Origin of the sequence: Runella sp. SP2 (genome assembly GCF_003711225.1) — a bacterium.
In the GTDB taxonomy this organism is placed as follows: Bacteria; Bacteroidota; Bacteroidia; order Cytophagales; family Spirosomataceae; genus Runella.
Genome location: NZ_CP031030.1, coordinates 4,265,635 through 4,278,859, shown reverse-complemented (window position 1 = coordinate 4,278,859; position 13,225 = coordinate 4,265,635). Strand labels below are relative to the sequence as shown.

Genomic DNA, 13,225 nt, shown 5'->3' with positions numbered 1-13,225 from the left:
CCTCTTACGTGTCAAATTAAATGAACTGGAATCGACTCACTGACGTCGCTCAATTAGAAGAAATCAAGGAAGAATCCCACCAACATCCTGTTTTACTTTTTAAACACAGTACCCGTTGTTCAATTAGTGCCACTACACTACGTCGGTTGGAAAGAGATTGGAACGAACAAGAAGTTGGTAATCTCAAGCCTTATTATCTCGATTTGATAGCGTACCGACCCATTTCCAATAAAATTGCCGAAGAATTCGACGTATGGCATGAGTCACCCCAAGCCATACTGATTCGCAACGGAGAAAGTGTTTTCGACGCCTCGCACTACGATGTGACGTTTGACGCTATCAAAGAACAAGTCGCCTCATAGTTTACTAAAAGTAATACACAAGTGCTTATGAAGAAGCACCGTCGGATGAATATTGAGCCGGTGTTGTTCGCGTAAAACGTCCTTTTCTCGGTCATTGTGCGCGTGTTTTGCCATTTTGTTCAAAGTCAAAAACGAACGCAGGTAGAGGTACGCACCAAAAAACAAAAACCAAATCAAAGAGCTTACACTCAGTTGGTTGGGGTAAACAGCTCGGTACTTTAATCCTGCCAAACTCGCCATCGTTCGCAGGCGCTGAACGTTGCAGAGATACACCCGACCGTTGTAGAGGTGTTGGTCGTCGTAACCTATCACCTCTGCTTCGTTCGATAAAAACATGTCGCTCCGTTCGGCTTCTACCCACACATTGGCCATTCGGCCGCTCATGCTGCTGTTGTTGGGTTTGGTGATAATCAGTAAGCCGTTCGGTTTGAGGATTCTAGCCAGTTCTTTCAGGAGCGAGGTCTGGTCAGGAATATGCTCAATCGTTTCCATCAAAAGCACATAGTCGGCGGAGTTTGACGCAATCGGCAAAGGCTTGGTCAAATCAATGGGAGAACAAGTCAACGCATCACTTCGGAGGATGTCGGGGTGCATGTCAAAGGCACGAACGGTAGCCCCTGCTTTGTGCCAAAGATTAGCCACGTAGCCCGATCCCGCTGAGACGTCAATCACGGTTTTTTGCCGAACGTCATTTTGGGCAAGGTATTGGTGGATAAACGTCAGTGCATTGCCTTTGGAATGCGGAACCAGCTTGATTTGTTCTTTTAAAGTTGACATAGGGTGTTAGGATATATCCACGGGGCGGCTTTTGAGTTTTACCTTCCAGCGATCAATTTGTTTTTTGAACCGTAACGTGGTATTTTCTTCGGGTTCTGGAAGGACTCCCAAAAATTTTGCCCCAATTTTAAGGTAATTTTTGAAAAAAGTATTGCTACTCAGTCCCCATTTTAGGATAAATTGTGTTCGACCGTCGTTGCGTTTTACCCGCGCGGTGCTTCGGCTGGCAAAATGATATACCCTACTTTTGCCAATTCCCTTGTAATACCGAACCCCATAATGCCAGAGTTTTATCATAAAGTCGGGGTCGCTGTACATGCCAGGAAAAAACTCAATGCTCAACCCACCTACGGCCCGATACACAAACGTTGGTAATACCATCGGGTACCATTGACTGCCATTCCAGTCGTCTTTGGGAAAGCTGGCGTATTCCGACAAAAAGGTGGCTTCGTCAAACTCTGAAGGGTGTTTTCCGTAGTTTTTGTTGGTAATAACACAGGCATTGCCGTTGTCAAAACCTTCAATCATAGTTCCGCTGATGCACCACTTATCGTTTTTTTGCAGTTTTATTTCTTCCAACAAATAAAAATCCCAATCGGGACAAACATACATGTCGTCGTCGATAAACACCAAATAATCGGCCATGGCCAAGTGAGAAGCAGCGTTGAAGCCGTAACAAACCCCTGAGTTTTGACTACTTTTGGTATAGCTAATATCGCCCTGTGCTTTTACCCATTCTTCGGTACCATCTTTTCCTTCATTGACATGAACGATGATTTGATGCTGATAGCGGCTATTTTTTCGGAGGCTATTGACAAGGCACCTGAGGTAGTCGAGGTTGTTCCACGAAGGGATGAGAATCGAAAAGACGGGAGAATAGGAGAGGGTAATTTTTGTGTGCGTAAACTCCATGAAAGTACTTTGAGAATGAAAAACGGAGCTTTCTAGGGGGCATTGATTGCCTCCTTCAAAAGCTCCGTCAAATTAAATTTACCAACCTTTTTGAAGAACGTACGCAATGTATCGAATGTCGTCTTCGGTCACGCGGGCGTGTAATGGAAGTACGAGATAGCGCTCTTCGATGGCATCCATTTTGGGGAATTGCCCTGGAGTACGGCCTCCAAAAATCGAATATTTATCGTTGCGATAATGCACTTGTCCCGACTCGATACCGTGTTCGCGGAGGTGACGCATGAGGTCTTCGCGGTGATCTACTTCGGCTGTGAGTAGCCATGCAGCATGTTCACGATCCGTGTATTCGCTCCCAATCACCCGAATGCCTGGAATATCTTTGAGCAGCTCGCAGTACAAGCGGTAAAGCCGCTGACGGTGCGCCAAATGTTCGTCAAATTCTTCCAAACCTGCCAAGCCCAAGCTGGCCGCAATGTCGGTCATTTGGTATTTGTAACCTACTTCTACAATGTCATTTTCCCAAATTCCTTTTTGCTTGCTGGTGCGGTCAATGCCAAACCAACGCAGTCGTTTTGCTTTTTCGACCAAGGTTGGGTCTTTCACTACCAACATGCCGCCGTCGCCCGTTGTAATGTGTTTGATGGCTTGGAACGAAAACATCGTAAAGTCGCTTTCGCTACCGATGTAGCGCCCTTTGTATTTGGCACCCACGGCGTGCGCCGCGTCTTCGATAATGAAGAGATTGTGCTTCTTTCCGAGTGCCCACAGTTCGTCCATGTCGCATGGAAGACCACCGTAATGAACGCAGACAATTGCCTTTGTTTTGGGCGTAATGAGTTGCTCCACGTGTTTTACGTCGATGTTGAGGTTGTCATCCACATCGGCAAACACAATGTTGACTCCCATGTAAAGGAATGGGATGTTGGTGGCCGTACAAGTAAATACGGGGGCAATGACTTCATCGCCTGGTTGCAAATCGGCCAACAAATACGCCAAGTGAAGCGCATCTGTTCCAGAGCCAACTGCCAAGCATTTGTTGGGGTACGTAAATTTTAACTCGAAGCGGTGTTCAAATTCGTCCACTTTAGGGCCTTGGCCAATCCAACGTGATTGAAGGACTTCTGTGATGTTAGAAGCGGCTTTGGCAGGAATGTTAGGGTAGAACAGTACAATACCCTCCCTCGTATCCATAACAGGATACTCATTCATGGGTTTCTCCAGAATCTTGTCAAGAATCATACAAAGTTTGATAGATAATAGTACTCGTTTTTTCTCAAAATTGGGCTGTGGAAAGAAGTGTAGGTTAAGCACTTCTTTTGTTAGAGAGACAACATAGATTACAATCGTTCAATAAAGATTCCTGAATATCCGAAAGCCTTATTTGTTTAGATATAAAACCGTATTGTCGAGACAAATATACAATAAATAGCGATAGCGCAATATACAATATAGAAGAAAACAAGAGAAATCAAAATTATTTTTGATGACTATCGCAGTGAATTGATTTACAGTGAGTTATTGAACGGCAGTGCGCAGTTTTACGCTGGAAAAATGGTGATTTTTAATGAGTTTTGGGCTATTTTAAGTACTTTTTAACCACTTTATAGCGACTTTTTAATTTTAAAGTAGGAGATAAAAGCCCTTTTTCTTCAAAAACTTAATGTGATACCGCTTTTAGTCCGATGATAGAACCAATTAAAGTAATGAGAAATAAGAGTCGCCAAAAAGTGATGGGTTCTTTAAACACAATAATACCAATCAAAACAGTCCCGACTGCACCAATGCCCGTCCAGACGGCATAAGCAGTCCCGAGAGGTAGTGTTTGAGTTGCTTTCAGTAGAAGCCCCATACTGGTACAAAGGGCGACCAAAAAGCCAGCGTACCACAGATACATTTCGTTTCCTGTGCTTATTTTTGCTTTCCCCAAACAGAACGCAAATACTACTTCAAACAAGCCTGCGATGGTCAAAATAATCCAATTCATCCCTTTTTTATTTTGAGCAAAGGTCTGAAATTAGGCTAAGACAAAATTTTACAAATGATAAAAAATGAGGCTTATTTGATGGTGGCTCTGATTCTACTCAGGCTCACTTGAGTTATACCTAAATAAGAAGCGATATGTCCTAACTGAACGCGCTGAAGGAGGGCGGGGTTTGTTTGCAAAAGCTCGTTGTAGCGTTGGCTTGCTGTTCGGAACTGTCGAGAAATGAGCCGTTCTTCTGTTTTGATAAGCTCTTGTTCGGCAAATTTCCTACCCCAATTGGCAAGGTGAATGTCTTGGCCGAAAAGTTGTTGAAGGTCGTGTATTTTGAGTTGATATAGGTCACAATTATCCAACAACTCGACGTCTTCATAACCTTTCTGGTTTTCGACGTAGCTTTTCATTGAAATAATCGTGTCGCCCTCTTGTCCAAACCAAAACGTAATTTCGTTATCGGGGGTCTGTGCATAAGCGCGGACAATTCCCTTTTTGATAAAATAAATATCAGTTTCGACTTTGTCGGCTCGCAACAAAATGTGCCCTTTGGGATAACTTACTTCGCGAATATACTTTTTGAGCGAAAGTCTCGACGGCGCTGGAAGCAAGTATATTTTATCAAGTAGTGGGTCTAGTAAATCAGGCTGACTTGCCGATGTGTCGTCCATTTTGCCTTGTATGTTCATCGTCATTAATGGTCAGTACATTCCATTGCTTAGTAAACAACCTTCCCTTGGTATATCAACGACTTAATGGGAGAGATGCGGGAAACTGCTTCGGCCGAACAGCTCGCATCTACCAATACCACATTGGCGTCGTCGCCTGCCTTGGGCCACTGCTGTTCGCCTTTGTCGGTAAGCGGCAAAGGCCCTGCGGTGGCCAATTTCAAGATTCTCGATAACCCAAATTCCGTAGCATACCCGTAAAGCTGAGCGGCGAGGTTGGCTTTTTGTAACACGCTTCCTGTTCCGAACGTATTCCAATGATCTACAATGCTGTCGTTGCCCGTCATGACGTTGACCCCGTACTTCAGCAACGTAGGAATGGGCATGATGGTGGTGCCAAACGGAATGGTGGATAAAATTCCGATGCGGGCGGCCGCAAGTTTTTCGGCCATTTCTTCTTGTTTTCCTTTGTCGAGTTTGGCCAAAGCAAAAGCGTGGCTTACAAAGGTTTTGCCTTTTAATACAGGGTTTTCGTTGACCTTTGCCATCAGATACTCGATGGTTTTGAGCCCAGATTCTCCTGATTCGTGCAAGTGAATGTCTATGCCTTTGTGGTGGTCTAAGGCCAATTGGATGGTAAAATCCATGGTTTTTTCGATGGCGCCGTCTAGGGTAAACGGGTCAACGCCCCCGATGAAATCAATGTCCGTTTGAGCGGCTTCTTTCATGTATGGGGCTGAGTCGGTATAAAACACGCCATGCTGAGGAAATGCCACCAATTCAGCGCCAAAAACGTCTTTTTTGTTACGCAGGGCTGTTTGCAGGTTTTTCAGCGATTGGAGCTTAGAAGTAGGCTCGATGTTGACGTGGCTACGGGCAAACCCCGTTCCGCGCGATTGCAGCAATTCGATGAGTTTTTCGGCTTTTTGGGTTGAATTTTTGAGCATTTCGGGCAAAATCTGTTGCTCAAGCGCAATCATGCCTTTCACGCCGTTGGTTCGTCTTTTGGTAGCTTGCCACTTATCGCTGTAGAACGTTTTGTCCAAATGGATGTGCATATCTTTAAAGGAAGGCAGCATCAAAAGACCCTTCGCATCGATGGCGTCAGCGGGTGGTTTTTGGGAGCTAATGGTAGTGATTTTTCCATTCGTAATTTCTACCGAAAACAAGCCCGTCTTTGTGCCAATTACCTCCTCGCCTTCGTAGTCAAACCCCGTCTCAAGCCGTACGTTTTTTAGGGTATATTTGTTGGCATTGCCCGTGGAAGTCCCCCACGCAATTTCTTTGTCGGGAGAGAGCAGCGAAGTACTAGGTGCCAATGAAAACCCAGACAAACCTACGACGGAGTGTTGAAGAAAAGCTTTGCGGGAAAGGGTGGATTGGTTCATGTGGTAAGTTGTTTTATCCTTTGGTAGATTTTTGAGTGAGTAACACCATCATTTCATCAATTCGTTTTTGGCGGGTTTCGGGGCGTTTGGCAAAGAGCAATCGAGCCAATAGTTCTTTTTTAGCCGACTTACTCAGTCCTAAAAACTGAGCCATCAATCCCTCTTGCCCCGCAAGTGCTTGTTCCAAATCGGGAGGAATGACTAAGGCTTCCACATCGTCGAGCATAGTCCAAGAGCCATTGCGCTTTGCCACTTCGATACTTGCAAAACCCGCTTCCGTCATCAGTCCCGCCTCAATAAGCTGGTCAACCTTTACTTTATTTATTTTTGACCACGTACTTTTTGCCTTGCGAGGACAAAAAAACTGGTGCGATTTTTCGGAATCGACGGCTACTTTTTTGCTGTCTATCCAGCCAAAGCACAGCGCGACGTCCACGGCCTCGCTCCAAGTAATAGACGGCATGGCCGACGATTTTTTATAAAAAACAACCCAAACGGCCTGTTGAGATTGGTGATTTTGTTCCAACCAAGCGCGCCATTCCGCACTATTTTTGGGATAAAACACGTCGATAGTCATAGCTAGTGGCAGGGGCATCTCGCCCGTCATTTTTAACCAAAGCACCTCACCTAGCTAATATCCTCCACACATCGCTTAAAATGCTCTATTTTAGAAGAGATTTATTTACAAATTTTTAAATAGTTTACATTTTTTGTAAATTTATACTCAAATAAAATACGGATGTACTTGCTCAATAGGGGTGCTAATCCACCTACGCCTGTTGAGGCCATTATTGAGCCTGTAACAGTTAGCGATTTGAAGAAATTGACCAGAAAGGACTTCCATTTTACTTGGAAAGACTTTACGGAAACTGAACTGTGGAAATTACGGATAGCAGACAGTAAAGATATGTTAGGGGCAATGTCACTAATATACTACCCACTTGAGTATCGCATAGAAATTAACCTGATTGCTAGCCGAAGTGATAATTTTGGACCTGGTAAGCAGTATGACCGAATTGCTGGTTGTTTAATTGGATGGGCATGTCGGCTAGCGGTAAAAGAATACGGCTATCTAGCCTGTGTATCGCTTAAACCAAAAACCCGATTGGTAAAACATTATCAAAGTAAGTATGGTATGCTGGATGGTGGCCAGCAACTGTATTTAGAAGGAAGACCACTTTATACTCTCATTCAAACCTACATCGACCATGAACCTTGACGCAATAGCTCCCGAAGAAATAGTAGATGGCTTTATGTTACCAGCTAAAATGACTCTTGAGCAGAAACGCCAAGCCGACCAGCAATTAGCCGTTATCCGTCAAAAGAGATTAGTTGAGCAATCTGAACAGGAAAAGTTATATGGTCAATTGCTTCAATTGAAAATTCATATTGAGGATTATATCAAGCAGGATACGTTTGATCCCAAAAAAGGCTTTGCCTATTTCTTACAATTATATATCGAGCTTCAAAATAAAAAGAAGATTGAGGTAGCTTCTGAGCTTGATATTCATAAAACGAAGCTCAGTCAATTACTTTCTGGTCGTAGAGCACCTTCTGAAGATATTTTTATTCGATTAGAGTTTCATTCTAATCAGTTTATTTCTGCTCGTAACTGGTTTCGGCTTTCAATGAAACAACAGGAATATTCTATCATGACGAATTCTTCGCTAAGAAACAAAGAGAAGAAGCATGTTAAAGGCCATTTGGCATTAGAATTTTAATTAGATGCATGACCGACCTCAACTTGTCGTCTCACAGAAATCAATGTCTCATTTTTGTAGGATGTGGGACAGCGTTTAATTATGAAATATGTTTGCTACTAACAAGCGCCAGCCAAGGGGCAAGCAGTAAAATTGAGAGCCCCTATTTATTGCTCCAAAGGAGCTACATCTTTGTAGAAAGCATGAATCACATCCAAAACAAAGCCTCGCATTTGCACAAGCTTTGCTGGCCGAGACAGATTTTGATGATGCCAAAATAGCCTCTCTGGCAGGGGTAAGCCTTGAAGTTGTGCAGAAATTGAGGGCATCACAAAAATAAAGCGTCACCTTGTGACCTCTGCGCTCTCGCCAGGATGACTTTTAATCATCATCTCTTACCAAGAAGCAAGCGATTGCGAGGGCACCTCATCTAGCTAATATCCTCATTGGAAGATTGGGTTGCATAGCTACCGTACAGGCGGCCTTGCTAAAGTAAAGATAGATAGCAGGTGTATCGAAATAAGCAAAGTTTCAATCGGCACAGATTCCGCAAAGGGGTTTGGCAAAGCAGCTTTATAATGAATTTTATGTTGAGTAGGGTATTGTTTCTATTAACAATTATACTAACCTCAATCTTTCATTCGTTTAATTTTTAACCATTTAATACGTTATTTTTATTGAAAAACTACTACCTCACATTTCTATGAAAACTACCGTTTTATTCACAGTCTTGGCAGTAACATTGGGACTTTCTGCCTGCGAACAAATAGCCACCGAGGATTCGCCAACTCCCACGACCCCTGAGTTGACATTAGTCGAAAGAGCAAAAAAATATGCGGATGACCATCCTGAAATTCAATCCCCTGTCATAGTCACTAAACTTCCTAAATCTGCCATAATATTTCTTGGACCCACCACAACTTACACTTACAATTTTGACTATAACGCAGAGGATCAATTGAAAACTATATCAACTGATACGGGTCCTGTCTTTGAAGTTTCTACAGATTTTATTTCCCAAAAAGCTACCAGCAAATTCGGGGCAGAACAAATGACTTATCAACTTAACCGAGAAGGGCTTGCAGAGAATGCAGAGGGTATATTAGCGAGTAATGGGAAAAAAAACAAAACCCAATATTTTTACAAAAATGGGTATTTGACAGGTATGGCCGATGATTTCTATCTGACTACCTTAAAGTATAGCGGGGATGGAAATTTATTGGAATGGAATGGTGTAAATCATCAACGGGTCAGGGTTCAGATCTCCTATGAATATACCGATTATCCTAACAGTATTCATCAGGAAATATCCTCTTGGCAAACACCTCATTTCACTTACCGAGGGAGCTTTTTAGGGAAATACAGTAGTCATTTACTCAAGAGAGCAATCATGAAAGAAAACGGTGCCAGTACAACAATGGATTTTTCGTACACCTTTGACGCTGCTGGTCGTGTTTCTGGAATGCTGATTAAGCGAAATGGTGGATCAATTGATGTTTTGTACGAATATCGTTATTAGACCTCTGTAAAAATCCGCTTTTTCAGTTCTCTGATGTCGCGAACGTCCCGCTCGTGACAAAAATTAGCAGGCTTCTAGCCTTTGATTGCGAATGGCTTGGTAGTAAGCTTGTTATTAACAAACACAAGCAAAACCCTTGTGCTATCAGGATTGTAAATTTTGAAATTTAGTCCTACGTTTGACGTATGAAACGCGACGATAGCCTGTGGAAAGCCATTTTGGAAGATATTTTTGACGATTTTTTGAGGTTTTTCTTTGAAAATGCTGATGAACTCTTCGATTTTGAGCGACCTTTTGAATTTTTGGATAAAGAACTGGAACAACTTTTTCCGACGAATCCTGACGATTTCTCGCCTAAATATGTGGACAAACTTGTAAAAGTGTTTACCAAGGAAGGGAGTGAACAGTGGATTTTGGTTCATATCGAAGTGCAGGGAAGTAGCGATGCTACTTTCGAGCATCGTATGTTTCAGTATTTCTATCGCATCTACGACAAATACCAGCGTCCCGTCACGGCTTTTGCCATTCTGACCGACCGCAATAAGGGCTTTAAACCGAGTCATTTTCAACAAACCTATTTGGGTACGCGTTTGCGTTATGATTTTAATGTTTACAAGGTATTGCATCAACGAGAGGACTTACTTTTAAAAAGCGAAAACCCTTTTGCGATGGTTGTATTGACGGCATTGGTTGCTTTGAAGAAGGGGAAAATAACCGAAGACGAGTTGTTTAGCAATCAATTGGCTTTGGCCAAAAGTCTTTTGGAACGACAATTCAGCAAAGATAAAATCAGGGCCTTGATGAACTTTTTAAAACTCTATGTTCGTTTTGGAGAGGTGGGAAAAAACCATAAATTTGAGGAAGAAATAGCACTGTTGGCCAATAAAACAAAGAAAACGATGGGAATTGAAGAATTTGTCTTGGAGCGCGAGCGGCGTATCGGTGAAAAGAAAGGAATCGAAAAAGGCATTGAAAAAGGTATTGAAGCCAAAAGCATTGCATTTGCACAAGCTTTGCTGGCCGAGACAGATTTTGATGATGCCAAAATAGCCTCTTTGACAGGGTTAAGCCTCGAAGCTGTACAGAAATTAAGGGCATCACAAAAATAAAAGATTCTTGAAGGCAGGCAACTGGTTGCTCGTAACTAGGCTAGAAGCCTGTTAATAGAAAACACGAGCGGTACACTCGCGCTATCTATTGCGAAACCCACGCCCTATCCAGGAAACTACACAAAAAAAGCGCTGGGCAACCAGCGCTTTTTTGCTTTTATTTCTTCTCTTCCACGGGCGGGGGAGCGCCAAAACGCTTATGGCTGTTTTTGAGTTCGCCGTGCGAGTTAATCAAAATCAGCGTCAACAGGGCAATGCTTGCGATGACAAGCACAACGTTTTTGCCCCATTTCGGTAGGTCGATGGCACGAGGTGCAAAACTGACCTCGGCGTTGCGGATAAGGACCGCTACCACCACCCAATTGACGATATAGAGGTATTGCTCAATGCGGTAACTGCTCAAAAATGCCCCCGTTACCAGTAAGCTATACACCACATACAGCCCCCAATGTCCCAAAAACAAGGCATATACTTCGGAGGCAGAGTAGGAGAGCGGGTTGGTTTTGGTGAGGTAGTAACGTACCCACCACAGCGCGGCCATCAACAAAACAAAAGCCAACGCCACCAACTGCACCGTACGGTAAATGTCGCTTTCGGGCGCAAAATCGAGTTTACTAAAGATACCTTGCAGGCGCTCGACCGAAAACGATTGTTCCCACACCACGTAAGGAATAAAGAGCATGGACATCAGCAACGGAAACCAAGTTCTGGACTTGGGTTGGGTGTTGGCGGTGCGTTCCCATTCCGACGTAAACGTGCCGTAGGCCATGCCCAATCCACCAAAAAAGCCCAACGAATATTCCATCACGTTCCAGAAATTGAACTTGATGCCTGTGAGTCCGCCCAATACTTGCAGGAAATTACCAAACGCAAAGCCAAAGCCGCCACCCAGCCCCGAAAAGGCCGCTACGCGCAGGGCAGAGGTGTGATTGTTGCGGACGAGGTACCACGTTAGCGCCGCCGCCGCGCCGAACACCGCCGCCCACATTTCGGAGCGGGGAGGAGTCATGTACCATTCAAATTCTTCAATGAGGAAAAAATACGCAACAGCCGCTCCAACGACCATTTCAACGGTCACTTCGTGCCATTTGACGGGTTTTTGGGGACTGTCGGTCAGCGCCAACCCAAACAATGCACCTCCCACGTAACCATACAAACCTCCAATCACAAAGAGCATGAGCAGCCCGTAATAGACGTTGATAAAATCATCGCCGCGCCCGTAGCCGACCAAAATTCCGTAGCTGGCGATTCCGCCCAACCCCCAGCCAATGGCTCCCGCGAGGGTAGCGGCAAAGAGCTTGGCGTACCAGTCGGTGCGGCGCGCGACAAATAAAATACTGAGGGTGCCCACTGCCCCTGCCCAAGCCGCACCGTACTCGTGTCCGAATTGGCCGCGAATGGCCCAAGCGGTTCCGAGCGACATCGCCACGAGGAGCATGGGGAAGTAAAGTTGTTTGTTTTTCATTGGATAAGAAAGGTGTTTATCAGGGTTTAGTATCGTTTTTAGATATACCTTTTTGCCCTTGAAAAAGGCTATTTGAGTAGTCTAAAAAACTAGCTAGTCAGTATTGTAATTATCCAATGAACATTAAAAATCTCCCACCCGTGGAAATAACAGAAAAGACCGTCAAAAAGAGTTTTGCGTGGCCCATTTTTGACGAAACCGAAGTAGAAGCCGTCGCCGAAGTAGTCCGTAGTGGCAAGTGGGGCAATCCCGATTGCGGCGATTTGGTCGAGGAGTTTGAAAAAGAATTTGCCGCTTATTGCGGTAGTAAGTACGCCATTAGCTGCGTCAATGGCTCAGTGTCGCTACGATTGGCCCTGATTGCTTGTGGCGTAAAACCTGGCGATGAGGTTATCGTTCCTCCTTATACGTTTATTGCTACGGCATCAACGGTGATTGAGGCCAACTGTGTGCCTGTTTTTGTCGATATTGACCCTGAGACCTACAACATCAGCCCCGCGGCCATCGAAGCCGCCATTACGCCCCGTACCAAAGTGATTATTCCTGTGCATTTTGGCGGGCAGGCTTGCGACATGGACGCGATTATGGACATTGCGAAACGTCACAACCTACGCGTTATCGAAGACGCCGCGCACGCCCACGGTGCGGAGTACAAAGGCAAAAAACTGGGGGCGATTGGGGACGTAGGGAGTTTCAGTTTTCAGTCTTCCAAAAACCTAACGGCGGGCGAGGGGGGCATCGTTGTCACCGACGACGACGAACTGTACGCCATGATGCACTCTTTGCGCAATGTGGGGCGTATCGAAGGCGGGCAGTGGTACGACCACTATAACCCAGGCTGCAACTACCGCATCACCCAAATGCAGGCCGTGCTGTTGTCGGCGCAATTGAAGCGTTTGGAACAACAAACCCTCGTACGCGATGCCAACGGCCTTTATTTGAATCAATTACTGGAAAATATCGAAGGTATCACTCCTCTGAAACGGGGATTTGGCGAAACCCGCCACTGTTACCATTTGTACATCATCAAGTACGACAAAACGTATTTTAATGGGTTATCGAAAGTGGAGTTTGTGGAGCGTTTAGCGGCCGAGGGAGTCCCTTGTTTTAGAGGATACCCCCATCCGCTGTACAAGCAACCGTTGTTCCAAAACAAAAACTTTATGTGTTATGCCATCCCCGACTACGTGGATTACAGTCAAGTGCATTGCCCCGTGGCCGAACACGCGTGCAGCGACGAAGGAGTGTGGATTTTGCAACACGGAATGTTAGGAACGAAGGAAGACATGGAGTCGTTTGCCGAAGCGATTCTGAAAGTCAAACGTGAGGCGTAATCATCCACCAACCATT

The 13,225-nt window shown here is 44.7% G+C and carries 14 protein-coding genes; 6 read left to right on the top strand and 8 right to left on the bottom strand.

The window, feature by feature from the left end; translation table 11 throughout:
* Window positions 1-20 precede the first annotated feature (20 nt).
* Window positions 21-362: a bacillithiol system redox-active protein YtxJ gene (ytxJ, locus tag DTQ70_RS17045; protein ID WP_122931923.1), complete on the top strand. Its 342-nt coding sequence runs from the start codon at window positions 21-23 to the stop codon at window positions 360-362.
* Here ytxJ and DTQ70_RS17040 read toward each other — a convergent pair.
* From DTQ70_RS17040 to DTQ70_RS17010, 7 genes are all read right to left on the bottom strand, one after another.
* Window positions 357-1,139, bottom strand: coding sequence for a bifunctional 2-polyprenyl-6-hydroxyphenol methylase/3-demethylubiquinol 3-O-methyltransferase UbiG (locus DTQ70_RS17040; RefSeq protein WP_122931922.1), 783 nt, complete (start codon window positions 1,137-1,139; stop codon window positions 357-359). The two genes, ytxJ and DTQ70_RS17040, sit on opposite strands and share 6 nt — an antisense overlap.
* A 6-nt stretch (window positions 1,140-1,145) precedes the next feature.
* The gene (locus DTQ70_RS17035) at window positions 1,146-2,051 is read right to left on the bottom strand and encodes a glycosyltransferase family 2 protein (RefSeq protein ID WP_122931921.1); all 906 of its coding nucleotides are present in this window, start codon (window positions 2,049-2,051) and stop codon (window positions 1,146-1,148) included.
* Between the two features lie 78 nt (window positions 2,052-2,129).
* Complete coding sequence (locus tag DTQ70_RS17030) at window positions 2,130-3,290, bottom strand: DegT/DnrJ/EryC1/StrS aminotransferase family protein (RefSeq protein ID WP_122931920.1); 1,161 nt, start codon at window positions 3,288-3,290, stop codon at window positions 2,130-2,132.
* 418 nt (window positions 3,291-3,708) lie between these two features.
* Window positions 3,709-4,035, bottom strand: a complete 327-nt coding sequence (locus DTQ70_RS17025) for a multidrug efflux SMR transporter (protein WP_122931919.1) — start codon at window positions 4,033-4,035, stop codon at window positions 3,709-3,711.
* Between the two features lie 71 nt (window positions 4,036-4,106).
* Window positions 4,107-4,715 carry a Crp/Fnr family transcriptional regulator gene (locus DTQ70_RS17020; RefSeq protein WP_229599958.1) on the bottom strand — a complete coding sequence of 203 codons (609 nt, stop codon included), beginning with the start codon at window positions 4,713-4,715 and terminating at the stop codon, window positions 4,107-4,109.
* A gap of 29 nt (window positions 4,716-4,744) precedes the next feature.
* A complete protein-coding gene (locus DTQ70_RS17015; protein ID WP_122931918.1) occupies window positions 4,745-6,082 on the bottom strand; it encodes an amidohydrolase in 1,338 nt (445 codons plus the stop codon).
* 13 nt (window positions 6,083-6,095) lie between these two features.
* Window positions 6,096-6,677 (bottom strand): YdeI family protein, encoded by a 582-nt coding sequence (locus DTQ70_RS17010; RefSeq protein ID WP_229599957.1) that lies wholly within the window; start codon window positions 6,675-6,677, stop codon window positions 6,096-6,098.
* A gap of 144 nt (window positions 6,678-6,821) precedes the next feature.
* On the opposite strand from DTQ70_RS17010, the gene DTQ70_RS17005 reads away from it, so the two are divergent.
* The 4 genes from DTQ70_RS17005 (at window position 6,822) to DTQ70_RS16990 (ending at window position 10,410) form a co-directional block, all read left to right on the top strand.
* Window positions 6,822-7,301, top strand: a complete 480-nt coding sequence (locus DTQ70_RS17005; protein ID WP_122931917.1) for an N-acetyltransferase — start codon at window positions 6,822-6,824, stop codon at window positions 7,299-7,301.
* Window positions 7,291-7,803 carry a hypothetical protein gene (locus tag DTQ70_RS17000; RefSeq protein ID WP_122931916.1) on the top strand — a complete coding sequence of 171 codons (513 nt, stop codon included), beginning with the start codon at window positions 7,291-7,293 and terminating at the stop codon, window positions 7,801-7,803. The genes DTQ70_RS17005 and DTQ70_RS17000 overlap by 11 nt, the downstream gene beginning before the upstream one ends.
* Window positions 7,804-8,485: 682 nt before the next feature.
* The gene (locus tag DTQ70_RS16995; RefSeq protein WP_122931915.1) at window positions 8,486-9,301 is read left to right on the top strand and encodes a DUF4595 domain-containing protein; all 816 of its coding nucleotides are present in this window, start codon (window positions 8,486-8,488) and stop codon (window positions 9,299-9,301) included.
* 185 nt (window positions 9,302-9,486) lie between these two features.
* The gene (locus DTQ70_RS16990) at window positions 9,487-10,410 is read left to right on the top strand and encodes a hypothetical protein (RefSeq protein WP_122931914.1); all 924 of its coding nucleotides are present in this window, start codon (window positions 9,487-9,489) and stop codon (window positions 10,408-10,410) included.
* A 157-nt stretch (window positions 10,411-10,567) separates the two neighbouring features.
* Here DTQ70_RS16990 and DTQ70_RS16985 read toward each other — a convergent pair whose 3' ends face one another.
* Window positions 10,568-11,875, bottom strand: a complete 1,308-nt coding sequence (locus DTQ70_RS16985; protein WP_122931913.1) for a hypothetical protein — start codon at window positions 11,873-11,875, stop codon at window positions 10,568-10,570.
* Between the two features lie 116 nt (window positions 11,876-11,991).
* Here DTQ70_RS16985 and DTQ70_RS16980 point away from each other — a divergent pair, with 116 nt between their 5' ends.
* Entirely contained in the window at window positions 11,992-13,209 is a 1,218-nt protein-coding gene (locus tag DTQ70_RS16980) for a DegT/DnrJ/EryC1/StrS aminotransferase family protein (RefSeq protein WP_122931912.1), read from the top strand.
* Window positions 13,210-13,225: the final 16 nt, after the last annotated feature.